This is a genomic window from Candidatus Binatus sp. (assembly GCF_036567905.1).
Taxonomy (GTDB): domain Bacteria; phylum Desulfobacterota; class Binatia; order Binatales; family Binataceae; genus Binatus.
Genome location: NZ_DATCTO010000069.1, coordinates 13,703 through 38,183, shown reverse-complemented (window position 1 = coordinate 38,183; position 24,481 = coordinate 13,703). Strand labels below are relative to the sequence as shown.

General features: G+C 61.6%; 22 protein-coding genes. 13 read left to right on the top strand and 9 right to left on the bottom strand.

What is annotated here, in order from left to right; translation table 11 throughout:
- Positions 1-255: 255 nt before the first annotated feature.
- Positions 256-1,254 carry a hypothetical protein gene (locus tag VIO10_RS10875; RefSeq protein ID WP_331963642.1) on the top strand — a complete coding sequence of 333 codons (999 nt, stop codon included), beginning with the start codon at positions 256-258 and terminating at the stop codon, positions 1,252-1,254.
- 247 nt (positions 1,255-1,501) lie between these two features.
- Here the strand turns inward: VIO10_RS10875 and VIO10_RS10870 are convergent, their stop codons facing one another.
- From VIO10_RS10870 to VIO10_RS10865, 3 genes are all read right to left on the bottom strand, one after another.
- Complete coding sequence (locus VIO10_RS10870) at positions 1,502-2,488, bottom strand: hypothetical protein (RefSeq protein WP_331963639.1); 987 nt, start codon at positions 2,486-2,488, stop codon at positions 1,502-1,504.
- 188 nt (positions 2,489-2,676) lie between these two features.
- Positions 2,677-2,841: a lasso RiPP family leader peptide-containing protein gene (locus tag VIO10_RS16320; RefSeq protein ID WP_414645328.1), complete on the bottom strand. Its 165-nt coding sequence runs from the start codon at positions 2,839-2,841 to the stop codon at positions 2,677-2,679.
- Between the two features lie 80 nt (positions 2,842-2,921).
- Complete coding sequence (locus VIO10_RS10865; protein WP_331963637.1) at positions 2,922-4,871, bottom strand: asparagine synthase-related protein; 1,950 nt, start codon at positions 4,869-4,871, stop codon at positions 2,922-2,924.
- Between the two features lie 302 nt (positions 4,872-5,173).
- Here VIO10_RS10865 and VIO10_RS10860 point away from each other — a divergent pair, with 302 nt between their 5' ends.
- Positions 5,174-6,415 (top strand): MFS transporter, encoded by a 1,242-nt coding sequence (locus VIO10_RS10860; RefSeq protein ID WP_414645327.1) that lies wholly within the window; start codon positions 5,174-5,176, stop codon positions 6,413-6,415.
- Positions 6,416-6,431: 16 nt separating this feature from the next.
- Here the strand turns inward: VIO10_RS10860 and VIO10_RS10855 are convergent, their stop codons facing one another.
- From VIO10_RS10855 to VIO10_RS10830, 6 genes are all read right to left on the bottom strand, one after another.
- Positions 6,432-7,310, bottom strand: a complete 879-nt coding sequence (locus VIO10_RS10855; RefSeq protein ID WP_331963631.1) for a MaoC/PaaZ C-terminal domain-containing protein — start codon at positions 7,308-7,310, stop codon at positions 6,432-6,434.
- A 76-nt stretch (positions 7,311-7,386) separates the two neighbouring features.
- Positions 7,387-9,459: a response regulator gene (locus VIO10_RS10850; protein WP_331963628.1), complete on the bottom strand. Its 2,073-nt coding sequence runs from the start codon at positions 9,457-9,459 to the stop codon at positions 7,387-7,389.
- Between the two features lie 174 nt (positions 9,460-9,633).
- Positions 9,634-10,032: a CBS domain-containing protein gene (locus VIO10_RS10845; RefSeq protein WP_331963625.1), complete on the bottom strand. Its 399-nt coding sequence runs from the start codon at positions 10,030-10,032 to the stop codon at positions 9,634-9,636.
- A 191-nt stretch (positions 10,033-10,223) separates the two neighbouring features.
- Complete coding sequence (locus VIO10_RS10840) at positions 10,224-10,661, bottom strand: GNAT family N-acetyltransferase (RefSeq protein ID WP_331963622.1); 438 nt, start codon at positions 10,659-10,661, stop codon at positions 10,224-10,226.
- A gap of 76 nt (positions 10,662-10,737) precedes the next feature.
- The gene (gene pgi, locus VIO10_RS10835; protein ID WP_331963619.1) at positions 10,738-12,372 is read right to left on the bottom strand and encodes a glucose-6-phosphate isomerase; all 1,635 of its coding nucleotides are present in this window, start codon (positions 12,370-12,372) and stop codon (positions 10,738-10,740) included.
- Positions 12,373-12,413: 41 nt separating this feature from the next.
- Positions 12,414-13,352: a hypothetical protein gene (locus VIO10_RS10830; RefSeq protein WP_331963616.1), complete on the bottom strand. Its 939-nt coding sequence runs from the start codon at positions 13,350-13,352 to the stop codon at positions 12,414-12,416.
- Between the two features lie 268 nt (positions 13,353-13,620).
- On the opposite strand from VIO10_RS10830, the gene VIO10_RS10825 reads away from it, so the two are divergent.
- From VIO10_RS10825 to VIO10_RS10775, 11 genes are all read left to right on the top strand, one after another.
- Positions 13,621-13,800 carry a hypothetical protein gene (locus VIO10_RS10825; protein WP_331963613.1) on the top strand — a complete coding sequence of 60 codons (180 nt, stop codon included), beginning with the start codon at positions 13,621-13,623 and terminating at the stop codon, positions 13,798-13,800.
- A gap of 121 nt (positions 13,801-13,921) precedes the next feature.
- Positions 13,922-14,044, top strand: coding sequence for a hypothetical protein (locus VIO10_RS10820; RefSeq protein WP_331963610.1), 123 nt, complete (start codon positions 13,922-13,924; stop codon positions 14,042-14,044).
- A 247-nt stretch (positions 14,045-14,291) separates the two neighbouring features.
- Positions 14,292-15,305 carry a Flp pilus assembly protein CpaB gene (gene cpaB, locus VIO10_RS10815; RefSeq protein WP_331963607.1) on the top strand — a complete coding sequence of 338 codons (1,014 nt, stop codon included), beginning with the start codon at positions 14,292-14,294 and terminating at the stop codon, positions 15,303-15,305.
- A gap of 112 nt (positions 15,306-15,417) precedes the next feature.
- Positions 15,418-16,596 (top strand): AAA family ATPase, encoded by a 1,179-nt coding sequence (locus VIO10_RS10810; RefSeq protein WP_331963604.1) that lies wholly within the window; start codon positions 15,418-15,420, stop codon positions 16,594-16,596.
- 19 nt (positions 16,597-16,615) lie between these two features.
- Positions 16,616-17,998 carry a CpaF family protein gene (locus VIO10_RS10805; RefSeq protein ID WP_331963601.1) on the top strand — a complete coding sequence of 461 codons (1,383 nt, stop codon included), beginning with the start codon at positions 16,616-16,618 and terminating at the stop codon, positions 17,996-17,998.
- Complete coding sequence (locus tag VIO10_RS10800; RefSeq protein WP_331963598.1) at positions 17,995-18,954, top strand: type II secretion system F family protein; 960 nt, start codon at positions 17,995-17,997, stop codon at positions 18,952-18,954. The genes VIO10_RS10805 and VIO10_RS10800 overlap by 4 nt, the downstream gene beginning before the upstream one ends.
- Before the next feature lie 10 nt (positions 18,955-18,964).
- Positions 18,965-19,903, top strand: coding sequence for a type II secretion system F family protein (locus tag VIO10_RS10795; RefSeq protein ID WP_331963595.1), 939 nt, complete (start codon positions 18,965-18,967; stop codon positions 19,901-19,903).
- Positions 19,904-19,996: 93 nt separating this feature from the next.
- Positions 19,997-20,482 carry a tetratricopeptide repeat protein gene (locus tag VIO10_RS10790; protein ID WP_331963592.1) on the top strand — a complete coding sequence of 162 codons (486 nt, stop codon included), beginning with the start codon at positions 19,997-19,999 and terminating at the stop codon, positions 20,480-20,482.
- 402 nt (positions 20,483-20,884) lie between these two features.
- Positions 20,885-21,970: a sigma-54 dependent transcriptional regulator gene (locus VIO10_RS10785; RefSeq protein WP_331963589.1), complete on the top strand. Its 1,086-nt coding sequence runs from the start codon at positions 20,885-20,887 to the stop codon at positions 21,968-21,970.
- 1,000 nt (positions 21,971-22,970) lie between these two features.
- On the top strand, positions 22,971-23,237 hold the full coding sequence (locus VIO10_RS10780) for a hypothetical protein (protein ID WP_331963587.1): 267 nt from the start codon (positions 22,971-22,973) through the stop codon (positions 23,235-23,237).
- A 61-nt stretch (positions 23,238-23,298) separates the two neighbouring features.
- Positions 23,299-24,459, top strand: coding sequence for an XdhC family protein (locus VIO10_RS10775; protein ID WP_331963584.1), 1,161 nt, complete (start codon positions 23,299-23,301; stop codon positions 24,457-24,459).
- Positions 24,460-24,481 lie beyond the last annotated feature (22 nt).

The following is a 24,481-nucleotide window of genomic DNA, read 5'->3' as shown; positions in this document are numbered from 1 at the left end:
AGGATAACAAATTGTAGAGATATACGTCTCTCAGCCTAATGTACGACTTCTAACCGCTAAAATCGAATAAGAAAGCCGTCAATGGGCGTCATAAAACCGCTTGACACAAAGAAGGCCAAATGGAATGATTCACGGCCGTTCGTAAAGTTGTCAATTCTGCTACAGCACGTCGTAAACGAACGTGTTGCGCAATCAGTTCTGTTAATTGTGTATCGGTAAGGACAACGAAACAAAAGCGAAAGAAGGATGGATGAGATGAATCGAATAACCAAGACCCTGAGCGTAGCGCTTTTGGCTTTTGCGGTCGGAGTTGGCTTAGCGGCACCGGGGACTGCATGGGCCAAGCACAAGCATACCGGTGCAATCGCGGGGGCAGCCGGACCTGATCCTACGGCGGTTAACGGCCCCAACTGCCCGACGTCGAATCTAGGTGGGACCAACACGATCTACTATCTTACGGGTAACCTCTCGACGACGAGCACCACCGCCAACTGTATTAATTTGACGGGCGACAGGGACGCCTTGCTCCTCAATGGCTACACGATAAGCGGTCCGGGTAGCACGGTAACTTCCGGGGCTGGTATCAGGATCACCGGTGACAACAACGTGGTGGAGGGCTTTAATGCCTTCGTGACAGGGTTTCGGACGGGGATCTCGGATTCCGGCGGCAACACCGTAGGGGACGATGTTAATATCGGAGCCTTTCCTCCTTCTACTACTTTGGCCAATGGTACCGGACTGCTGATGATGGGGGGCACAGACAGATGGGGTAATTTCTCTGTATCGGGAAACACCGGTACCGGCATTTTCCTCAATGGATGTAGCGATGAATGCACGATTTTTGACTTTTCAACTACTGACAATGGCGGTGACGGATTGCTCATTCAAAACGGTGACCAGCCTAGTGCGACCGTATTCATCGCTGCAGATAACGCGGGCAACGCAGTCCACTTAGGCGGTACATCGTTTGGCAAGGCAAATACTAGTGCGTCTGTGCTTGACGCGTTTATCGCGTCGCCAAACGGAGTCTCTGACAACACCGGAAATGGGGTTTTGCTGGATACCAGTGAATCGACGTCTCAGGACCAGGTCTCGACCGTTAACGCCACCGGCAACGGCGACGGCACCACCACCTTCGATCTCCGCGACGCGACCGCTTCCTGCGGCAATAATCTCTGGTACAACAATAGCTTTGGCACTTCGAGCGCCGGCGCTGCGTCAAGTCCTGCCTGCATCGGAGGACTGGGATCCTGATAAGTGCGGTGAAGTATAAGCTTGGTTCTTCCTCGTTTTGCCGGTGACCTCCGCGGATTCACGCAATCCGCGGAGGGCCGGCGAGGGTTCTGATCGCCGCCACCGAAGACTCGCCTCGGCTCCAGCGATTACCGTATTGAAGGCGGCAATCCTCTGTTCACTGTGAATTCTAAGGCGGATGTGTCGTCCGCCGCGCCACTGTCTTGCGCAAGGTAACGCGCACAAATCACTCCGCGCGGTGTCGTGGTCAAGCGGCCGGTCCTTCGCTTAAGTCGCGCAGGACGGCTTCTCTTACATCGGCGAGTGCGGAAAATTCGTTGGGCACGATGAGGCGTTTGACCGCGACGCGCTCGGCAACGCGGGAGAGGAACTGGAACTGACGCGTCAGCATCGCGCGGTCGGTGATGTCGAGCCGGTAGGCCGCCTTGACCAGGCCCATCAGCGCGTCGGCGGGAGCGAGTTCCTGGATGAGGACGCGGTCTGAGTGTTTGCTCGAGCGCGCGCGCTTGAGCAAATAGATGCGCGCGAGCCGGCGCGGCGTCGAGCAGAAGTCGGCGCGTCGAGAATGGTCTTGCCAGCGCGATTTCGTCGTATAGTGCGCAACCGGCTTCAGATTGCGTGAACTTGCGCCAAGCGCCCGTATCGAATCGTCCCACAGCCGCAAGCCCGGATACCCCGGGAGCGCCATAATTGTCTTGCGCTCGGCAACCGCCAGGCAATCATCGCAGACCAGCGGATAGCCCGACAGGACAAAGCTCGCGGCGAGCGTCGATTTGCCCGACCCGGCAGGCCCCGTGAATGCGCAAACTCCCCTGTGCGTCGCGACGGCGGTAGCGTGCAGGGCGTCGCGCCCGCGCAGGTTTACAATCAGCGCAAGCACCTGGTCGATCAGCAGATGACGGACGGTCTCCAGACTAACGTCGCTGCCGGCGTTGCAGCAGACTACCTGGCTTCCGGAGCCGTCAACGACAAAGTCGGCGATATCAGCAAAGGAAAGTACATAACCGCCCGCGGTCTTGCCGCAGCGCAGCCAAGTCCGGCCGCCTGGAAGCCGCGAACGCAGGTACCATTGGGGATTGAGCCCGATGCGCTGAAAGCGCCCGCCGAGAGTCGCGCGAACCGCCGACCTGATCGGCGACCTCCGAAGTGGCGGAAGCTCCGGAAGCGGGATGTCGGTAACGATTTGCAGCCCGTAGGCTTGGCTATGGAAGTTTCGGATCCTCGGTTTGCTCAAGTCGGCTACGCAGCGCACCCGCTCAGCGTGTTCCCAGTGGAGACTCGCTCGGCGCGGTACCCCTTGAAGGCGAATCCTACTCTACTCCCGGAATTGTCGGACTCACTACATTTCGGAATCACCACATCATTGATGATGCGGGGGCTCCGGAAGCTCTTTACGGATCTGAACTTCCACGGAGCTGGGAGTCAGGGCCCGGGCTTCCTGATGCTCGAGCCGTCAACCGGAAGTGCGGAACCGCCGGAGGCGGTGAGCTTGGAAACGCTGCCGTATTTTATCAGACGAGGACGAGCATAGCGTCGCTTTGCTCGCTCTTCTTTCTTTTTCGCCGGTTGTTCCCTACTTTTGGTCATTTTCCACTCCCGAATCCAGCGAAATCAACATAGCAAGACCCGTAATTGTATGTCAAGAAACAGGTATTGTGACTAATGCGTCACAAAGCCGCTTGCTCGGCTTCGGTCACGTGCTTGAGCGGGTCGCTGATACCGAGAAACACCACATCGAGCCACAGTTCGACCGCAAGTACCATCCATAGATCGCATACATTCTTCATGTAAGAGGGGTCGCCGCGCGAAAACTTGGCAGCCATCGAGCGGTACAGGCTTAGAACCGCTTCCCCGTCCACCCATCCGTTTTCGACGACGTTGAGGCGATCGAACAGCCGCTCTCCACCAAGCGCAATTAGCGCGGTTGCGTATGCCTCGGTCGGGTCGGCCTTGTCAGGCCGCAGTCGCACCCGCTCCGGTAGGATTCCGCGCATCGCTTCGCGCATCACGAACTTGCTGACGCCGGGCCTGAAACGTTGGTTATCCGGTATGGCGAAGGCAAACTCCAGCACGCGGCGGTCCAGCAACGGCTGGCGCCCCTCGAGTCGAAAACGCGCTGTCCAGCGTGCGTCGATCTCCAGCGCGTAGGCGAGAAATCCGGACGAGTAAACCCCGTACACGGCCTGCTGTGCAAAGCTGCGGCATCGGGGCAACGGCAATCGCGTGGACAGCCGCTCCGATAGCCTCGTCCTGGCCGCGAACGCGCGCGACACCGTAGCGGTCGGCTGCGGAGGACTCCGCCATCGATCGATCACGGACTTGAGGCTCTCGGGCAGGAGCGGCCAGACTCCATACCGCCAAAGAGTCCTGGCGTAGCCCGGATGGGCAGGGTACCCGCCGGAAAAGTTTCGATTAATCCGCAGCGTCTCCAACAGCGCCGCAATCCGCAGCTGCCTGATCAAGTCTGCATATACCAGCGACGTTCCGGAAAGCCATTCGTCGCCACCCACTCCGGTCAGCCGGACTCCCAGGTCATTGCGCTTGCCCAGGAGTGGCGCGTAATCGGCTAGCGCCGAGTTGGGATAGTCGGGCAGGTCCAGGTAGTGCGCAACTTGCCGAATAAGTTCGGTGAGCGGGGCCACGCCTGAAGGAAGATAGGTGTGGCGATGAGGGTACTTGCGCAAGACCTCTTCGACGTACTCAGCCTCGGCGCCGGGTCCGGTCTCGAAGCGAACTGAAAAGGTCTCAAAACTCGGGACGTGGACCTCGCCGTCGCGGCGTAGTTGTTCGGTCAAACAGACAATCGATCCCGAATCCAGCCCGCCACTCAGGTCCGACGCCACTCCTTTGTTGCTCCGAAGCCGGCATCGCACCGCCTCCTTGAACAGCGAGAGAAAGTGCGAACCGTATTCCTCATCGGTCCGATAGGTGATCTCCCGCGAGGGGTCCAGATCGTAATAGCGCCGGCTTTCCACGCCCCGCGCGCTCACGCTGAGATAATGCGCCGGTTCGAGGCGGACAATGCCCTCGAAGAGAGTCTCCTGGCGATTTGCGGGCATTCTTACCAGAATGTCGGCTATAGCAGGCTCGTTCGGTCTTCGTACGATCCTCGGATCCTGGAACAGTTGATGAAGCTCCGAGGCGCACAGAAAGAATCCTGGGCCACTAAAGTAATAGAAGCTTTTCACTCCCAAAGGATCCCGGGCACAAAAGAGCGTCCGCTTCGATGGGTCCCATAAGGCGAGCGCGAAATCGCCGATCAGCCTTGCCGGCGCCTCCGTACCCCAACACTGCCAGGCGCGAAGCACGATCTCGGCGTCCGTGCCGGTGCGAACACGATGACCTCGAGAATTCAACTCCGCCGTCAGTTCGTCGCGATTATCCACTCGCCCGTCCATCGATAGAACGAGTCCGCTGGTTTCGTCCACGAACGGGCTGGTCTCGGCCGAAGCTTCGGGCGTGGTCTGGAGCTTTGCATGGCCAATCGCGACCGGGCCGTTGCCCCACACGCCGAAGCCGTCAACCGAGCGGTAGGGGACGATGGCGATCATCCGCTCGACAGTCGAGCGGTCGGCTGGAGCCCCGTCCCACTGATAGAGGACCGCGATGCCGCTCATCTAATCGAAGCGCCGCGGTGACGGTCCGATGGCTCCAGCTTTGGCCTCACCGCAAATCACCTTTAGGCTTGGCGATCAGTTGCACGAGTCTCTTTTCGACCAGCTGATCCACGAGCTCGCCCCATACGACGCCATCGCTGATTTCGACGCGCATCAAGCTTTCCTTTCGAATGGCCGGGGACAGTTGCTCCTCCAAAACGCGCGCAGAGGCCACGAGTATGCCACAACGAGCAAATCGGCGGACAGCGCGTTATGCTATCTTTCCTCGGCGGCGCGAGCCTTATAGACCTGCGCCTTGCAACATGATGGCGAGTCCGATCAATCGATGGTTCCCGCGCAGCGCTACGACCGATGCCAAGCTGCTGCTGACGACACGCGCGCTCCGCGGCCTTGCCGACGGGGCAGTCAGCATATTGTTGCCGAGCTACCTGACCGCGATCGGATTCAATCCACTGCGTGTCGGCGCAATCGTGTTCGGCACGCTGCTCGGCTCGGCGGCGCTGACGCTATGGGTGGGACTGGCCACCGATCGGCTGGGCCGGCGCCGAGTCCTGCTTGCGGCGTGCGCGCTGATGCTGGCGACGGGAATTGGATTCGCCACCACCACCAGTTTCTGGCTGCTGTTCGTGGTGGCAGTCGTCGGCACGCTGAATCCATCGGCCGGCGACGTCAGCCTGTTTCTGCCGGTCGAGCAAGCGGCGTTGGCCGAGGCCGCACAACCTCGCGATCTGACCGCGATGTTCGCGCTGTACAACGTTGCGGGCGCGACGGCTGGTGCGTTTGGCGCGCTCGCCAGTGGCGTGCCGGCGATACTCGCGGCGCGCCATGGATGGGCGCTGGCGCCGGCGCTGCGCTCGGGCTTTGTCGCGTACTCGATCATCGCGGTGATTGCGTTCGCGGTTTACCGGCGTCTCTCCCCGGCCATCGAAGTCGAGCGGCAACCAGCCAAGTCCGCGCCGCTGGCGAAGTCGCGGGCAATCGTGCTGCGGCTTTCGGCGCTGTTCAGTCTCGACTCGCTCGGCGGCGGATTCGTAATTCAGTCAATTCTGGCGCTGTGGCTGTTTCGCCGGTTCAACCTCTCGGTTCAAGCGGCGGGCACGTTTTTCTTCGCCGCCGGACTGCTTGGCTCGTTCTCACAGTTCATTTCGTCGGCGCTTGCGGCGCGGTTCGGCCGGATCAACACGATGGTGTTCAGCCATCTGCCGTCGAACGCCATGCTGATCATCGCGGCGCTGATGCCGACCCCGGGGCTGGCGATGACATTTCTGCTGCTGCGCTTTTCGACCTCGCAGATGGACGTGCCCGCGCGCCAGTCGTATGTGATGGCGGTGGTGCCGCCCGAGGAGCGCGCCGCCGCGGCGACAGTTACCAATGTGCCGCGCAGCCTGGCAGCGGCGATGGCGCCGTTGCCGGCGGGCGCGATGCTGAATCAGTCGTCGTTTGGATGGCCGCTGATTTGCGCGGGCGTGCTCAAAACGATTTACGACATCGCGCTGCTGATTCAGTTCCGCGCCGTCAAACCCTCCGACGAACAATTTGAATAGCGGGACTCGTCGCGAGCTACGCCCGCAGCACCACAACGCCCTCGCGGATCGCAAGCCCGCCTTCGCCGCTCAACGTCTCGAAGAAGACGGCTACCCCAGCCGCGCTGTCATCACGCCCCAGCACGCGCACGGTCAGGGTCGAGGGCATCGTCACCATCGCGCCGAAACGGCCCGCGACTCTTTCAATTCGCGCAGGATCGTTGCCCGCTTCGCTCTCGATTATTCGCGACACTGCCATCGCGAGCGTCGCGGTCCCGTGCAGGATGATCGAGGGCAGCCCGGCGGCGCGCGCCACCGATGCGTCGGTGTGTATCGGATTGAAGATTCGCGCGCACTCCGTGTAGATGTGCGCCATGCCTCCCGGCACATCGACCCGGCACTCCAAACGCGGCGCGCCTTGCTCGACGATCGGTTGCATCGGCGCGGGCGGATGGGTCGGCGGAAGATCAGGCCCCTTGACCTCGACTCCGCGATAAAGCGTGCCATACCAGCTCGTGCAAACCGGCTTGCCTGCGCCATCTACGGTATCGAGGCGCGTGACCATGTATGCGCCGGGCTTGAGCCGCTGGACTCCCGCGACCGTGAGCTGGGTCGTCAGCCGCTCGGGCGGCCGAATCGTGCGATATAGCACCGTGTCATGCGTCGCGTGCACGGCGCGCATCGCCTCGTCGTGCGTGAGCGTGGAGGATTTCTCGAACTGCGCGCGCATCGCGACCTGCACCGGCCATTCGAAGCAGACCGGGAACATCGGATGCGCAATCACTGCGCGATTGGTGTCCATGTAGCAGGCCATCGCATCGCCAAGCGCGGCGGCATGGGCCATCGTCCAGCGCGAATCGATCCGGCTGACCATTGGCCCACCCGCGCTCCCGACGATCGACGATTCAAGCGCCATGACGGCTACTTCTACCCGCCGTCACTCGCCCCGTCCATCGCGCCTCTCGAGCACCTCGCAGGCGTGGTCCGGTGATCTACTGCCTGGAAGTGAGGATGTGGTCGAGCTTGCCGCGTGCCCAGGTGTCCAGCATTTCTGCAAGCGATTTCAGCTTTACCGGTTTGCTCAGATAATCGTCCATCCCGGCGTCGAGGCATCGGGCGCGATCGCGTTGCGCCGCGTGAGCAGTAAGAGCGATTACCACCGTGTGCCGGGTATTTCCTTCGCGCCGCCTAATCTCCGCGACCGCTTGGTAGCCGTCCATCTCGGGCATTTCGCAGTCCATCAAGACAATATCGGGGCGCCGGCTCGATATGACCTCCAACCCCCGTTGCGCGCCGTCGGCGATTTCCGCCGTGTAGCCGAGGACGGAAAGCTGCTGCGCCCCCATAGTTCGATTCACCAGATTGTCGTCCACCAACAGCACCCGTACCGCCTTACGCCAATGCGGCGGATGATTGTCAATCGGGCTCGGCGGCGCGGGCGCGATGGTACTGGTGTTGACGCTGTCGGCATTTCTGCATAGCTCGAGCAGACAGCTGAACAGGTGCGACGGACGCACCGGCTTGGTAATCCACGCATCCACCACTTCGGTCGCATTGCTCGCGGCGCTTTGCGCGCTCAACATGATCACCTTGCCATGCTTGATATCGGGGTGCCGCTTGATTGCACGCGCGAGGCCGAGCGCGCCCACGCCGGAAATCTGTTCATCGATGAGCACAACGATTTGTTTCCCGTCGCCGGCCCGCGCCGGCTTCAGGATATCCCGGGCTTCGGCCCCGCTGCCGACCGCCGCGTTCTCAATTCCCCACGACGACAGGTACTCGGAAATAACTTGACGACTGGCTGGACTATCGGTGACGATCAGCGCGCGCACGCTGTTGAGGCATGAGCTGGCGGTCGCGGTCATCCACGGACGGACAATTTCCAATCCCTTCTCGAGTCGCGCGGTGAAGTGGAAGTTCGATCCTTTTGCGGGCGTGCTTTCAAATCCGATTTCGCCTCGCATTTGATCAACCAGTCCGGCCGCGATGACCAGGCCGAGTCCGGTGCCGCCGAAGCGCCGGCTGGTCGACCTTTCCGCCTGAACAAACGGCTGAAACAGGCACCCCTGCATCGCCAATGGAATTCCAATCCCCGTGTCGATCACCTCGAAGCGCACCAGCACATCGCCGGCCGTGTCTTCTACCCTGTTTGCCCGGACCATCACCTCGCCTTGCTGGGTGAACTTGATCGCGTTCGACAGCAGGTTGTTGAGAATCTGGCGCAGCCTGCTCGGATCCCCGCGCAAACCGCTCGGCATGTTTACGTCCACATACAGCGCAAGCTCGATTCCTTTGGCGCGCGCAGCGGCTGCGAAAGAATCGATTAGACTTTCCGTCAGCTCGACCAGGTCGAAGTCGAGCTTCTCCAGCACCACCCGGCCGGCTGCGAGTTTCGAGAAGTCGAGTATGTCGTTGACGGTTGTCAGCAGCAGCTCGCCGCTTGACCGAATGATCTCAGTTTGCCGGCGCTGCTCGGGAGTCAAATCGGAAAGCGACAGCAGCTCTCCCGCGCCGATGATTCCGGCCAGTGGCGTGCGAATCTCGTGGCTCATGCTGGCCAGGAAATCCGATCGTGAACGGGCCGCTTCCAGCGCAAGGTCACGCACTCCGCGCGCGCGATTAACCTCTTCCTCGGCGCGCTTGCGCTCGGTGATGTCGCGGATCGCGCTGAAGACGATCGTGCCTTGCGCGGTTTCAAGCGGACTCAAACTGATCTCAACCGGAAACTCGGCGCCGTCTTTGCGCCGACCGCGAAGCTCCAGACCGGAGTGCATCGGACGCTCTCTGGGGCTTGTGAAGTATGCGCCGCGATGCTCTGAATGCTGGCCGCGAAGACGCGCCGGCACCAGCATCTCGACCGTGTTGCCGAGTAACTCGGCGCGCGCGTATCCGAAGAGCTTTTCGGTCTGTGCATTGACCAATGTGATACGGCCGTCCGGGCCCGCAATCACGATTGCGTCCGGGGCCGACTCGAGCAGCGCGCGAAAGCTGTCGTCTGCATCGGCGGCCTCGGTGACGCGAGCCAATCGCGCGGTGCTGAGTTTCGCAAGCTTGTCTTCGCTCACAGATTGCCCCTCCTCACTTCACTGACCTGGCAGCGCAGTTTCAAGATTTGTGCCGCGCGGTGTGGATGAATGGGCTTGCTGCAAGCGAACTAAGCGGGCGGGCGGCGGCAATTCGGTGTCAGCGGCGGCACAAAAATGACACGCCGCTCGGGACGCTCGATATCGAGACTGGCTCTACCCCCGGTTGCGCGGATCCCATTCGGGCAGCGGCCGCGGCTCGGGCATCATGAGGTCCTTTGCCGCGACGATGCCGACGAGTTTGCCCAGGTACATAACGGGGAGCGCGCCGACTTTGTGCTGGCGCATCAGGGTGGCCGCATATGCCAGCGATTCCGAGGGCCTCACGGTGATCGGATGGCGCGTCATCGCGGTTTTGACCAGCGTCGAGTCGAGCGCGTCCGCGTAGCGTCTCAAGTCAAATTCGCTCACGATTCCGACGAGCTGATCTGCCTCGACGACCGGGAGCCGGCGAAATGGTCCCGCCTCCATTTTGGATGCTGCGGCAGCGAGCGTATCGGCCGGTCCTACGGTGACTACTGTTCGCGTCATACGGACCTCGACCAGCTGCATCATCTAACTTCCTCCAAAACGCGATGCGGCCGGCGCATCGATCGCGACGACCGCCGGATTGCGCGACAATCATACGGCAGGCGCGCCGGTGGATGCCATGCGTGAGGGCGGACTTGAACCCCGACGGCTTCGACCACGGGTCGCTGGCCGCCGGCTGCGAATTTGCTCTCGCCGAGCTTGCTGAATCGAGGTGATTAAGATTCCAAAAGAGCTTTTCTCAGGTAGTGCTTCTGATGGCCACGCGGATAGTCGGCATGAGTGGCGATGATCTCAAACCCGAGACCTTGGTAAAAGCGCGGCGCCTGGAAGCTGTGAGTGTCCAGGATCATCTGGCGGCATCCGCGCGCAATCGCCTCGGTCTGCGCGGCCGCCATCAGGCCTTTGCCATATCCGCGATTGCGATAGTCCCACCGTACCCAAAGATAGCGAACTTCGCAGCATCCACCCCAGCTCCAACCGTAGAGCCCGGCAATGATCGTTCCGTCTTCCTCGCGCACCAAGTAAGAGAGGATTTTGCCGTCTTTGATACGAGTCCGTTCGATGTTGTACTCAGTGATGCGATCTTCGAGAAAATGGATATCGTGGTCAGAAGGTTTCTCGTCGACGGGCGGGATTTGGATTTTGATATTCATTGGTTGTCCTCCGATGTTCCCCTCATGACCCCGGGCAACTAACGCCGAGCCGCGGCAATCGCGGCGGATGCCATCGTCATTGGCTCCTGCGGCGGGCGCGGTAGCGGCGAATCAGCGCGTTGGTCGAGCTGTCGTGGGCTAGCGGCGGTTCTGTCGGTGATTCCAGCTCCGGGATGATTTTTTGCGCCAGCACTTTGCCCAGTTCCACGCCCCATTGATCGAATGAGTCTATATTCCAGATTGCGCCCTGGGTGAAGACGCTGTGTTCGTAGAGCGCTACCAGCTTGCCTAGCGTTTCGGGAGTTAGCTCGTCGGCAAGAATCACCGTCGAGGGCCGATTGCCCTCGAACACGCGATGCGGCGCCAGCCAATCCGGAGTGCCTTCGGCCTTGACCTGCTCGAGCGTTTTCCCGAATGCGAGCGCCTCGGCCTGCGCGAACACGTTCGAGAGCAGCAGATCATGATGGCGCCCGAGCGGATTCAGCGTTCGGCAGAAGCCGATGAAGTCGCACGGGATGAGCTTCGTCCCCTGGTGGATGAGCTGGTAGAACGAATGCTGGCCGTTGGTGCCGGGCTCGCCCCAGTAAATCGGTCCGGTCTGATAATCGACCGGCGCGCCTTCGAGCGTGACGTGCTTGCCGTTCGATTCCATCGTCAGTTGCTGCAGATAGGCGGGAAAGCGCTTGAGGTATTGCTCGTAGGGCAGCACCGCGACGGTTTGCGCGCCGAAAAAATCGTTGTACCAGACGCCCAGCAGCCCCATCAGCACCGGCAGGTTGCGGGCCAGCGGCGCCGTGCGATAATGCTCGTCGATGGCGTGGAAGCCGGACAGCATTGCGCGGAAATTCGCGGCGCCGACGGCGATCATCGTGGACAGGCCGATCGCGGAGTCCATCGAGTAGCGGCCGCCCACCCAATCCCAGAAGCCGAACATATTTTTCGTGTCGATGCCGAACTTCGCCACTTCGGCGGCGTTGGTCGAGACCGCGACGAAATGCCTCGCCACCGCCTTGTCGTTGCCCAGCGCGGCCAGACTCCAGCTCCGCGCGCTGTGCGCGTTGGTCATCGTCTCGAGCGTGGTGAAAGTTTTCGACGAAATGATGAACAGCGTTTCGGCCGCGTCGAGATCGCGCGTGGCCTCGGCGAAATCGGTTCCATCGACGTTGGAGACGAAGCGCACGCTCAGATTACGGTCGCTGTAATGGCGCAGCGCCTCGTACGCCATGACCGGGCCGAGGTCGGAACCGCCGATCCCGATATTGATCACGTTGCGGATGCGCTTGCCGGTGTGACCTTTCCACGAGCCGTCGCGGATGCGCGCCGAGAATTCCGCCATGCGATCGAGTACCGCGTGGACCTTGGGCACCACGTCGTCGCCATCGACGCCGATTGAAGCGCCGCGCGGCGCCCGCAGCGCGACGTGCAGCACGGCGCGCTTTTCGCTCAGGTTAATTATGTCGCCGCGGAACATCGCGTCGATGCGCCCGCGCAGGCCCGACTCCTCGGCCAATGCGAGCAGCAGGCGAAGGGTCTCGTCGGTCACGCGATGCTTGGAATAGTCGAAGTACAGGCCGGCGGCCTCGACCACCAGCCGTTCACCGCGCCTGGGATCTTCGGCGAACAGAGCCTTCAGGTGGCGGCTGTGAATCTGGTTGTAATGCGCCTGCAGCGCCTTCCACGCAGGGCGCTCGGCTATGGAATTCGTTTTCATTGATCCTGCCATGATGCCTGCTTGCTTGACGCAGCGGAGGTCTAGTTCGAGGTGGTGGATACGATCGCGCGATCGCCGCGCGGCAGGATCATTACTTCGGACATTCGGGTCTCCGGATCCAGCCTGATGAAATAGGCGGGGAAGCCGGTTTCAGTGACGGCGACGCTGGTGCGCGCGTCGCAACCGCATCGCGCCGCCATCGCGTCGTTTATCGCGGCGAGTTTGTCCAGACTGAGCGCTGCGAGTTGCAGGTTGGCGTCATCGACGAAAAGTTTGAGCGTCGAGTCTTTCATCTCGACCCGGGTGACGACCGCGGTGCCGGAGACGGTCGCAGTCTTGACGACCCATCGAATGAATTGGCCCTTATCCATGTGCTCGGCGTCGCGATGGTTCTTGCGTACCTCGGAGATAGCGCCGTCGAGCGAGCCTTTCTTCGCGGTGGAATCGGCGAACACCTGCGCATCCGCCAGCGTCCAGATTTGCTTCGACCATCGCGCAACCGCAGCGCGATCGCCGCCGGGCAAACTCTGATAGTCGGTCGCGGCGCGCTCGGCGTCTGCCAGATCATGGTCGGCTAGGGCGGCTTCGACCTCAGCGGCGTCTTTGCGCCGCGCCGCCTCGTCGATTTGCGCGATGATCGAACTGCTCTGGCTGCCCGGTTCTTTGGCCGCGTCCGCGCAGACGCTGCGCTGCTCGGCCAGCGTGAATGTCGGGCGGCCGATCATGAAGTCGCACAGACAGACGTCGTCCTTCACTTCGCGCCGCTGGCTCGCACTCAAGTCGTTGCCGTGGGCTGAGAGAGCGGCCAGTTCTTGACGGGCTGCCGGATAATTGCCGGCCGCTATTTGGCTGCGTGCCGCGGTGAGCGCGGACGGGGCGCATCCTGAGAGCCCGGCTACAAGCGCGATCGCGACTGCCGCTTGGCCGGCAATCCGGGGCAAAGCGTAGCGCAGGATCGAAGTGCGGGGGTAGCGAGGCATGAGTTGATTATGGCAAAGGCGCCGGCCGATTGCCTACCCGCCAAGATGAGGCAATGGACTGTCGCGCCGGCGACCGAATTATTTGATGTACCACGATGCGACACCGGCGATGTCAGATTCGCCCCCCCTCCGGTCTTCTTTGGACGGCTACGTCAACTTTCTCTCGGAGCTACCGCTGGCATGAGTGGTGCACTTGAACCTCGTACAAGGTGCTGAGCATGAAACGAATCGATTGCGCTGACGCAATGCGCAAGGGAGGAAATCAATAATGAACTACATCAACCGACTGATAGTTAGGGTTCGCGAGAGCAAGCCGGGCCAGACGATGACTGAGTACGTGCTGATTATCGCGGCGATCGCGGTAGCCGGTTACATCGCGTACAAGGGCCTCGAAGGCGGGATCAACACGATCATCGCTAACGTGACCGCGACGCTGACGGGCGCGTAAAACCAGTGGTTCTCGCAAACAAGCCGATTGCGCTGACGCAATGCGCAAAGGAGGGACATCGACATTGAGGTACATCAACAAACTCATTGTTAGGGTCCGCGAAAGCCATACGGGACAAACGATGACTGAGTACGTACTGATTATCGCGGCGATCGCGGTAGCCGGTTACATCGCGTACCAGGGCCTCGAAGGCGGGATCAACACGATCATCGCTAACGTGACCGCGACGCTCCAAGGTGCGTAGCAACAGCCCCCAAGCCCGCGCGGTCGAAACCACCTGCGCGGGACAGGCGGCGGGGACCGAGTGCCCCGCCGCGCACATCCAGGGCTTTTTTAGCAGGCGAAGTAACGGGTCGATGCGAGAGAAACAGTGACTTCAGGCAGCTCCGGCTTCGCCCGCTTCGGCGCAGCTCGCAACGGGAGCGTGAGCGATTGAATTGTGCTGGTGGGAGCGGTCCGCGCCGGCGGCTCGCATAAGAACGGGGGCATAGATGAGACGACCCATAGTTTTCATAGTCCTTGCAGGAATGGGCGCGGTGCTGGCCGCGATGGTGGTTTTTTCCGCGATCAGAACCCGCGAGTCCGAAGTGCAGCGCGCGATGGCGCACACGGTCGAAGTCGTAGTCGCGGCAAAGGATATCCCGCTGGGCGCGAAACTTGAGCCCGACGCGGTCAAACTGGTTCGCTGGGCGCGCGACGGCGTTCCGCAGGGCGCGTTCACCGATCCGCAGGCGGTCGCGGGCTCGTTTGCAAAGAGCCAGTTCCTCGCCAATGAGCCGGTGGTCGCCAGCAAGCTGTTCATGGGCCAGGAAAGCTCCGGCGTGATGCCGCTGCTGATCCCGGCCGGGATGCGTGCGATGTCGGTGCCGGTCGACGAAGTCGCAGACATCGCAGGCTTTATCGAGCCACACACCCGCGTGGACATCTTGGTCGCTATCTCGGGCACCGGCCCGGGCGAGCCGTCTTTCTCGCGGATCGTTCTCCAGAACATCGAGGTTCTGGCTGTCGGCCAGGAAATCGAGCGGGTCAAGGACCAGCCGCAAATAGTAAAGGTCGTGACCCTGCTGGTGACTCCAACCGACGCCGAAAAACTTACCCTGGCGAGCCACGAGGGAATGCTGCATCTGGCGATGCGCAGCTATAGCGACAGCAAAATTGTCGCGACCAAAGGAATCGGAGTCGGCGAGCTTTTGCATGAGGGCGCACCGGTGTTGCCCGCGATGCAACCGCTGGCGCCGGCGCTCGCCGCGCGCCAATTGCACCGACCCACGCCGCTTGGAATCGAAGTTGAAGTGCTGCGCAATGGCAAATCGTCGGAAACGATTTCCTTTGTCAATTCCGGCGTGGGAGCGCGTTCCTTCGACCAAGTGCGGCAGGACGCGCCTGCCGTTTCGGCGCCGCAGTTGCCCGCGGCTGCGGGATTGCCCGGCGCACCCCAATCTCCCGTCTCGGCCGCAAGCCCTGCTTCGTCCGCGAGCTTTGCCGGTGATCGCAGGTGGCAATAGGGGTGAAGGCCATGAGGGTACGCAAGAACATTGCCGGCTTCCAGGCGCCCATACCCAGGAGCAAGATCGAGTGCCAGTCGTCGGATTAAAGAGTGAGGGTCGTCGCAGCACGATGAAGGTCATGCTGGTCGGCGCTCCCGGCGAACAGCGCACCCAGCTCAAGACGGTGCTGGCGGCGCTGGCTGAGCCTGAAATCGAGATCATCGAGGGCGAGACTGCCACCGCCGCGAATCTTTCCGAGAATGTCGCCGCGCCGCCTGACGCTACCTTGGTGATGGTCAACGGCAACGAGGAGGCTGCCCTGAGCTTTCTCCAGAGCCAGTCGCTCCATTCGCCGCGCCCGAGTCTGCTCGCCGTGCTTACCGCGCGCTCGGCCGGGCTGATGAAACGAGCGCTGCGCTCGGGCGCCGACGAGATTCTTTTCATGCCGCTGGACCCGGGAGAGGCTACCCGCGCCTTGCTGAAAATCAGCGAGACGCGCTGGCGCACCGAGCGTCGCGAGGGCGGGGTGGTCATTTCCATCACCAGCCTGATCGGCGGCGTCGGTGTGACCTCGCTGGCTGCCGACCTCGCGTTGGCGCTCGCGTCGTTGCATCAACGCGTAGCGCTGGTCGATCTCGATCTTCAGACCGGAGGCCTGGCGGTCTTTCTCAACCTCGATCCGGAAGTGACCATCATGCCGCTGGTGCGGCTGGACCGTAAGCTCGATTCGATCCAGCTCGAATCCGCCTTGACCAAGCATCAATCGGGGGTCTATTTGCTGGCCGCGCCCAAGCGAATCGAAGAAGGCGAACTGGTTTCGGACCTCACGGTCGGCACGGTGCTCGATCTGATTCGTCAGTTGTTCGACTACGTGATCGTCGATTGCGGAGACCACGTGGACGAAAACGGAGTCGCGGCGTGGGAGCGCTCGGAGCATCTGTTTTACGTGATCAATCAGACGATCGGGGCAGCGCGATCCGCATGGCGATTCATCGATCTGTTCGAGCGTCTGGACCTGACGACGCTGGAGCCGCGCTTCATTCTCAATCGCTATAGTCCGTCGCATCCATTGACCGAGAAGGCGATCGAAGCAACTCTTGCCAGGCCCATCTACGCGAAGATTCCAACCGACGATCGGACTTTCGAATCTATCGAGATGAAGGCGCAGGACCTTTTCCAGCTCGCGCCGTCGTCTCCGGTCGCGCGCGCGATGCTCGATCTCGCAGCTCTGGTAATGCCGCGTCCGGAAGCGGTTCCAATTCAGGAAACATTTATGTCGCGGCTCAAATCCGCCTTCGTTACGCATTGAAGTCGATGAGGTATGCAAGATGGGACTGACAGACAGGCTGTCGAATGCCACCAGGGGCGGACGCCCGCCAGAGGCCACTACCGGCGGTGGCTCGCTTATCGGCGCGACCGTGCGCCGGCGCAAGGATGCGATCGCGGATAGCTCGCGGCGCTTGAAGGTCAAAGTTCACAACAAATTGTTCGAGACTATCGACGTCTCCAAGCTCGAGACCCTCGAGCCCGCGATGGTCTCCATCAAAGTCACCGCCGCTATCAATGACATCCTTAATGAAGACGGCCGCCTCCTAACCGACATCGACCGCGGCCGGCTCATCGAAGAACTTAAAAACGAGCTGCTCGGCCTGGGTCCGCTCGAGCCCTTGCTCCGTGACGACGAAATCACCGACATCCTGGTCAACGGCCACGACCAGGTTTACGTCGAAAAGCGCGGCAAGCTGTACGCCACGGACATCGTGTTCCAGGACGACCAGCATCTGATGCTGATCATCGATCGGATCGTGTCTCGCGTCGGACGGCGGGTTGACGAATCGTCGCCGATGGTCGATGCGCGGTTGCCCGACGGCTCGCGTATCAACGCGATCATCCCGCCGCTGGCGCTCGACGGGCCGGCGCTGTCGATCCGGCGTTTCGGCAAGCATCGCTTCGACATCGGCGCGCTGGTCGAAAGGGAGGCTCTCACCTGGGACCTGGTCGAGTTTCTGCTCGCGGTTGTGCGGGCGCGCCTGAACGTAATCGTTTGCGGCGGTACCGGCTCGGGCAAGACCACGATGCTCAATTGTCTGTCGGCGTTCGTTCCCGAAAACGAGCGAATCGTTACGATTGAGGATTCTGCCGAGCTTTCCTTGCAACAGCCTCACGTCGTGCGGCTCGAGACCCGGCCGGCCAATCTCGAAGGCCGCGGCGAGGTCACGCAGCGCGACCTGGTCAAGAACTGTCTGCGAATGCGCCCGGACAGAATCGTCGTCGGCGAGGTCCGCGGCGCGGAAGTCTTCGACATGTTGCAGGCGATGTCCACCGGCCATGACGGCTCTATCGCCACCATCCACGCCAACAGTCCTCGCGAATGCCTGGGCCGGCTCGAGATGATGATGCTGCTGTCGGGCGTCTCGATCCCGCAGCGCGCGATGCGCCAGCAAATTGCCTCTGCGGTCAACATTATCGTTCACGTCAGCCGGCTGTCTGACGGTTCGCGCAAAGTCATGAGGATTTCCGAGATCAGCGGCATGGAAGGCGAAATGATCATGATGCAGGACTTGTTCGAGTTTGTCCGCGCCGACACCACCGCGGCGGGAAAAATCAACGGCGCCTTTCAATCGACCGGCATTCGTTCAGCTTACGCGCAGCGCCTCGAAACGGCCGGATACAAGACCGAATCGAAGGTGATCAAAATGGCCGCGCGATGAACCTCGGCGACCTGTTGATTCCGGCTGCGGCCGCGGGCTTCGTGCTGATTGCCGGCGCGTTGCTGTTCATGCGGCCCGATCGGCCCCACGTCACGCGCACCGTGATGCGGCGGATGTCGCGGCCCAACGCTGTCTTGACCGGCGATATCACCAAGACCGATCGCCGCCGCCTGACCGGACGCGAATTCCTAAGCTGGCTCTATCAGCTCAATCTGCTGCAAAAGCTCGAGGAAAACCTCTGGCAGGCAGGAATCTACGCCCGCATTGTCGATGTCCTGCTCGTGATCCTGCTGATGTTTGCGGCGGGCCTGTTTGCCGGCGAAGCGATTTTGGGGAAGGAACTCCTGTCGATCGCGATGGGCGCGGCGATGGCCAGCCTGCCGATAGCTTATATCCGGGTGCGCAGGCAGCGGCGCCTCAAGGCATTCGCCAAGCAACTGCCGTACGCGCTCGACTTGATCAAATCGTCACTCGAAGCCGGCCATACGCTGCTGCGCGGATTGCAAGTCGTGGTCGCGGAGTTCGCCGATCCGATCTCCACCGAATTCCGCTCCGCCATCGAACAGAGCCGGCTGGGGCTGCCGCTGCCGCGCGCGCTCGAAGAGATGCTCAAGCGCGTGCCGCAGGATGATCTGCGCCTGCTGGTCGTCGCGGTGCGGGTGCAATCGGAAGTCGGCAGCTCGCTGGCGCTAATTATCGGACGCCTCTCGGAGATCGTTCGCAACCGCCAGCGCCTGCAACAGCAAATCAAGGCGCTTACCGCCCAATCCAAGATGAGCGGGATACTGGTCGGCTTCCTGCCGATCGTGATGCTGGCTGCATTCAGCGTCATCCAGCCAAGCTACACCGACACGCTCTTTTACGATCCGACCGGCCAAAAGATTCTCGAAGTTGCCTGCGTGCTCGACGTGCTGGCCTTCCTCTCAATTCGCAAGCTGCTGAAGGTGAAGTACTGAAATAACTGCGATGCCGGCCATCTATGCAAGCTTGACGGTGTTTTTCCTGTTCGGCGCGATCTCTCTGGCGGTCTACGCGGCGATCTACGGGATTAATCGTCCGTTCGACGAGCGCATCACCGAGATCGGCGTCAAGATGCGCGTCGCCTATGGAAATCCCGCCAATGTCGACATGGAGTCCAGTACCTTTGCGCGTTCGCTGTTTCGATGGGTCGCCAGGCATCTTCCCGAACCCGCGCCAAATACTCCCGAGCGCGAGAAGCTCGCACAGCTCCTGGTTCGCGCCGGCTTTCCCGGGCCCCGCGCCGTCCGCACCTTTCACTTCGTCCGCCTCTCATCGACGGCGGGAGCTGCGCTGCTTGCGCTCGTCGTCGCCATCGCGCTGGGCTTCCACGGCGTCAAGCCGCTGATGTTCATGCTGATGGGCCTGGGCATCGGCGCATTTGCCCCCGGCTACTATATCGGCCGCAAGGCCAAAAACCGTCAGCAGTTGATCGCCGGCCAACTCTCCGACGTTTTGGATTTGCTGGTGGTCTGCGTCGAAGCCGGCCTCGGCCTGAGCGAAGCCATCAAGATCGTCGGCTCCGAAACCCAGCGCCAAAATCAGGAAATAGGCTCCGAGCTGTCGATCGTGTCAGCCGAGCTCGCCGCCGGCAGCACGCTTGGCCAGGCGCTGAGAAGTTTCGCCGATCGCACCGCCGTCGACGACATCAAACCGCTGGCCGCGACCCTGGTGCAGAGCGAAAAGCTGGGCGCGTCAATCGGTCCCGCGCTCCGATCGATCTCGGACTCGATGCGCACCACCCGCCGCCTGCGCGCCGAAGAAGCGGCGGCAAAAACCACGGTCAAGATTCTCTTCCCGCTCGTGCTGTTCATCTTGCCCGCCATGATGAGCGTGATCGTCGGCCCCGCCATGATTCAGATCATGCGGGCCCTTTCGCATACATAGCGTTTGCGCCCGCGATCGCCCCATAGCGCGCCCTCCCTAATGCAACCGGTAACGCTCTTGACGCGGGCGGATTGGCACAATAACCGATCGATCATGGCTGACTCGCAACCGCGGATGCGCGCGCTTGAGTTATGGAGCGAGGCGATGCGCTTCCACCTGAACCACGATCTCGAGCGCGCGGTCGAACTCTACACAAAGTCGATTGAAGTCTTTCCTACCGCCGAGGCCTACACATTCCGGGGATGGGCGTTCGAAGGAATGGGACGAATCGACGACGCGATCGCGCAATGCCGCCGCGCCATCGAAATCGATCCCGCCTTTGGCAATCCATACAACGATATCGGCGCATATCTAATCGCCAAGGGCGAGCTCGACGAGGCCGTCCCGTGGCTCGAAAAGGCCAAGACCGCACCGCGTTACGATCCGCGTCATTATCCGTTCATGAACCTGGGCCGAATCTACGCTGCCAAGGGAATGGTGAAACGTGCGATCGACGAGTTCGAAGGCGCACTCGCACTCGCGCCTGGCGATCCGACTTGCGTGTCCGCGCTGGCGCAGCTCCGCGCCTTGTTGAATTGAACGATTAACTGGAGCTGGCGCCCGATTTCACGCTCACCGCGCGCGACGCCGGTACCATCATCCCAGCCCCGATTTACAGCTCGCCGGCCTGCGCGACTTGCCTGCGCTGCCGCCGCGCGCCGATCTCTAGTGGCGAACCAATGTCGCATTCTGACCTGCTCGATGACACTGAAATGTCGCATCGAGCGCCGTGTGCGGCGCGGCGCGCAGTTGTGCCTATTAGAGACAACCGTTCAGTGAGTGTCCCGCTTCCGAGACGATGGCCCGTCACTTGCTCTAAATCCTCGTGGTTGACCTGTGAATACAGCTCAAAGAGGAAGCACTGTGCAACACGCGGACCCTCAATCGGCACCAGGAAATCCCGGATCAGGAGCGGCTCCTGGCGGAGACGGAGCAAGCGAGATGGTGTCGCTCGAGCACCTCGTGCACAGTGCGGACCGGCTCGGCGGCATGGTCGTACGATCGGCGCAGTTGCGCAAGGTCTTGAAGTCGGTTTCGCAGCTAAGTCCCTACAAAGCGACGGTGCTGATTTCGGGCGAATCCGGAACCGGAAAGGAATTGGTCGCGCGCGCGCTGCACACGCTGGGTCCGGTTCCAAACGGTCCCTTCGTGACGCTGAACTGCTCCAACCTGGTCGAATCGTTGGCCGAGTCGCAGTTATTCGGCCACGTCCGCGGCGCCTTTACCGACGCACGCGAGGATTCGCAGGGATACTTCCGATCCGCCAACGGGGGCACGCTGTTCCTTGACGAGATCGGCGAACTGCCGCTCAAGCTCCAGCCCAAGCTGCTGCGCTCGGTCGAGACGCACGAGGTTCAGCCGGTCGGATCGTCGCATTGCTACAAGGTTGATCTCCGCTTGGTCGCCGCGACGAATCGCGACTTGCACGCGATGGTCAGAGCGGGCCAGTTTCGCGACGATCTCTACTACCGCATGAGCGCTCAGGCGATCTTTATCCCGCCCCTTCGAGAACGGCGCGAGGCCATCGCGGCCTTCATCGGGTTTTTCATCGAACACTACAATCGTCTGTTCGGCAAAAATGTCTCGCAAATCTCGCGCCGCGCCGTCGAGATACTTTGCGCATATCAATGGCCGGGAAATGTCCGCGAACTCTCCAATGCGATCGAAAGTGCCGTGATTTTAAGCGAGAGCAACAGCATCGGCGTATCCGATCTCCCCGAGCAGATCGTCGACGGAACCGGCGCCGAGTTGTTGTACCCGCACGAGCAATCGTCCGCCAACGCTCACCACCCGGACGCGCCAGTCGCGCGCCGCTTGCCCAGCGTAGATTTCGACGGCGAGCCGTCGGGATTCCTGCTCGATGACGTGGTCAAGAAGACCCTGATGCGTTCGCTCGAAGAGACCGAGGGAAATCGACGCCGCGCTGCCGGCCTGCTCGGCGTTTCGCGCTCAACGCTCTACCGGATGCTCATTCGCTATGGGATCGCCGATAATCCGCAGCGGCTATCCGTTCAGCACACTATCTAAGATTATGCGTTGGTTCCTTAAAGTTACGTCTGTCATGGTGGCCGTCCAACTCTTCGCCGCGGTATCGGCGTTCGGCTTCCACCTCGATCCGTCGCTCGATCCGGAGCCGCCCTTCGTGATTTGCAAAAAGCAGCCGTACGCGCTCTGCGCCGCGGCGAGTTGCTTCGTTTATGACGGAGTCGCTTATTGCAAGTGCGATATCTTGCGAGGTGACAGCATCAGTCTCCAGCTCAGCTACTCAAGCCCCGTCGCCGAGCAAAATGTCTGTGATCTGAACCGGCAGGGCAAGACGAATGGTTATATGGCGAGCACCTTCAGCCTTCCGGATGATGTGACGAAAGGTGGTCCCGCGGCCGTTTACACCTGCCCTGGATCGGCTGACGCGGGGAGCGGGGTGATCGCGCCGGTAGCCTATGGCCAATGTGACGGTGGCATTTGCTTCAAGAGCAGCACGGGTAAAAGGTTCCCGGGCTTCGCTGGCCGGCTCCACGATGATGAGATCATTTGCTCCTGCCCGATCTCATCTGGCTCGACGCCAGGCAGCTCGGATAGCTTCGGATATCAGGTGTTCGGCCGGTACCATCCGACCGCACCCAAAGGAAGCAGATGTGACGCAAGCGCCTGTGCATCCTGCAGTGTGCCTAACCCCACCGCTAACGGAACTACCCTCTCCGTTGGAGCCGCAACCGGAGTCCCGAAATTCCTTGCGCTACAGCTCGACGGACCGCCACTTCCGGATATCAATGAGTGTCTGTGCACATGCACCCAGGCTCCGGGTCCGGATGGAAGTATTTCCTGTACGGTGGCAGAAGATACGACCCCTTAGCCACTTGTGGCGCGCGTTGCTCCCGGCTTGTGAGGCTTTCCATGCTGAGGCGGCTGCTCTCATCGCGCTCCGTCAACTCCCGTCAACTCTCCGGAGCTGGAAAACCTCGATCGATTCAATAACAATTCCGTCTCGATGAGGACGGGCGCGCGACTCTTCGCGGCGATTGCCGCAATGGCATCTTTGGCTGACGTATTCCCGGCGATGGCCGCTTCGCCGCCGCCGGACTTGGTCGAGCTCGAGCGGCAGGTAGCACTCGAGCTTGCGCACGTGCGCGACAGCGGGCCCACCGACCCCGTCGAGCGCAAGCAGCTCTTCGACGCCAACCAATTGGAACAGAAGGGCGAGGCGGCAATCAAATCCGGCGATTACAAATCCGCCGAGGACAGCCTGCTCCATGCCCGCGAGATCCTCCGCCATCTTCGCGAGCTCTCCGACTGACACCGGCGACCGCATTCATCGCGAGCGCAGGTTCTGGTAAGTTCTAATCGCGGGTTCCCAAATGAGTGGTTCGGATCAAATCTGGGCTGAGGCGTTGCGCACGCTCAAGCGCGGGCAGCCATTTGCGCTGGCGACGGTGGTGAACGTTCGCGGCTCTACCCCGCGTGAAGTCGGCGCCAAGATGATCGTCCGCGCGGACGGCCAGTTCGGCACCATCGGCGGCGGATGCGGCGAAGCCGAGGTCTTTCGAAAAGCCCGTGTATTACTTGAAGAAAGCGGCGACCGCGGCGCGCGGCTTGCGGAAGTCGATCTCACCGGTGATTTCGACCAGCCCGAGATCGGTACCTGCGGCGGAATGATGGACGTCTTCGTCGATCTGTGGTCCCCGGCCCGCGACTTGCCGATCGCGCGCAAGCTGGCCGACGCCGCCGGCCGCAATGCTCCCGGCGCACTGCTGACGGTGGTCGATCCGGGTTCGCGAAGCGAAATCCCCGCCGGGTCGCGGACGTTTATAGATCGGCGCGATGCGGGCGCGCGAGATGCGGGACCGATCGATCTGCCCGCGGCGGCATTCGCGCAAATCGCCGAGCGAACCGATGACGCGATTCCCACCTTGCTCGAACTCGATGGCGCCGGCGGGCTTCATCCTGTCACGCATCTCGAACCCAAAGGCGGCGTGCGCCTGTTCGTCGATCCGATCGTTGGTGCGCAGCGGCTGATAATCGTCGGCGCGGGCCATATCGCGGCGCCGTTGTGCGTGCTTGGAGCGATGCTCGGGTTTCACGTCACGGTGATCGACGATCGCGCGTCGTTTGCGAACCGCGAGCGGTTCCCCGATGCCGACGAAATAATCGTCAAACCGTTCAAGGCCGCGATCGACTCGCTCGCGCTCGACGGCCACTGCTATCTGGTTTCCGTCACCCGCGGTCATTCTTTCGACGAGGAAGTTGTGCGCGCGGCGCTGATGCAGCCGTGCGGATTCGTCGGGATGATCGGTTCGCGCCGCCGGGTAAAGGCCACGCTCGAGAGAATTGGCGGGAGCGGGGTTCCGATGGAGCGGCTCGGCGACGTTCATGCGCCGCTCGGTGTCGCGATCGGCGGCGAGACGCCCGAGGAGATTGCGATCTCGATCATCGCGGAGATTATTCGCGAGCGCCGCACCGGCGAGCGCGACGATTTCACGCTCGGCGTGCGTTCCGGCCTCCTCAAACGCTCGAAGTAGATCGCATCGATGCGGCCCCCGC

Excerpts from the sequence above, each read along its gene's own strand:
- VIO10_RS10810 (WP_331963604.1), top strand. The coding sequence starts at position 15,418 with ATGAAGGTCATGCTGGTCGGCGCTCCCGGCGAACAGCGCACCCAGCTC.
- VIO10_RS16320 (WP_414645328.1), bottom strand. The coding sequence starts at position 2,841 with ATGACCAAAAGTAGGGAACAACCGGCGAAAAAGAAAGAAGAGCGAGCA.
- VIO10_RS10845 (WP_331963625.1), bottom strand. The coding sequence starts at position 10,032 with ATGATGCAGCTGGTCGAGGTCCGTATGACGCGAACAGTAGTCACCGTA.
- VIO10_RS10830 (WP_331963616.1), bottom strand. The coding sequence starts at position 13,352 with ATGCCTCGCTACCCCCGCACTTCGATCCTGCGCTACGCTTTGCCCCGG.
- pgi (WP_331963619.1), bottom strand. The coding sequence starts at position 12,372 with ATGAAAACGAATTCCATAGCCGAGCGCCCTGCGTGGAAGGCGCTGCAG.
- VIO10_RS10790 (WP_331963592.1), top strand. The coding sequence starts at position 19,997 with ATGGCTGACTCGCAACCGCGGATGCGCGCGCTTGAGTTATGGAGCGAG.
- VIO10_RS10840 (WP_331963622.1), bottom strand. The coding sequence starts at position 10,661 with ATGAATATCAAAATCCAAATCCCGCCCGTCGACGAGAAACCTTCTGAC.
- VIO10_RS10800 (WP_331963598.1), top strand. The coding sequence starts at position 17,995 with ATGAACCTCGGCGACCTGTTGATTCCGGCTGCGGCCGCGGGCTTCGTG.
- VIO10_RS10820 (WP_331963610.1), top strand. The coding sequence starts at position 13,922 with ATGACTGAGTACGTACTGATTATCGCGGCGATCGCGGTAGCCGGTTAC.
- VIO10_RS10795 (WP_331963595.1), top strand. The coding sequence starts at position 18,965 with ATGCCGGCCATCTATGCAAGCTTGACGGTGTTTTTCCTGTTCGGCGCG.
- VIO10_RS10825 (WP_331963613.1), top strand. The coding sequence starts at position 13,621 with ATGAACTACATCAACCGACTGATAGTTAGGGTTCGCGAGAGCAAGCCG.
- VIO10_RS10775 (WP_331963584.1), top strand. The coding sequence starts at position 23,299 with ATGAGTGGTTCGGATCAAATCTGGGCTGAGGCGTTGCGCACGCTCAAG.
- VIO10_RS10855 (WP_331963631.1), bottom strand. The coding sequence starts at position 7,310 with ATGGCGCTTGAATCGTCGATCGTCGGGAGCGCGGGTGGGCCAATGGTC.
- VIO10_RS10860 (WP_414645327.1), top strand. The coding sequence starts at position 5,174 with ATGATGGCGAGTCCGATCAATCGATGGTTCCCGCGCAGCGCTACGACC.
- VIO10_RS10785 (WP_331963589.1), top strand. The coding sequence starts at position 20,885 with ATGGTGTCGCTCGAGCACCTCGTGCACAGTGCGGACCGGCTCGGCGGC.
- VIO10_RS10805 (WP_331963601.1), top strand. The coding sequence starts at position 16,616 with ATGGGACTGACAGACAGGCTGTCGAATGCCACCAGGGGCGGACGCCCG.
- cpaB (WP_331963607.1), top strand. The coding sequence starts at position 14,292 with ATGAGACGACCCATAGTTTTCATAGTCCTTGCAGGAATGGGCGCGGTG.
- VIO10_RS10780 (WP_331963587.1), top strand. The coding sequence starts at position 22,971 with ATGGCATCTTTGGCTGACGTATTCCCGGCGATGGCCGCTTCGCCGCCG.
- VIO10_RS10875 (WP_331963642.1), top strand. The coding sequence starts at position 256 with ATGAATCGAATAACCAAGACCCTGAGCGTAGCGCTTTTGGCTTTTGCG.
- VIO10_RS10865 (WP_331963637.1), bottom strand. The coding sequence starts at position 4,871 with ATGAGCGGCATCGCGGTCCTCTATCAGTGGGACGGGGCTCCAGCCGAC.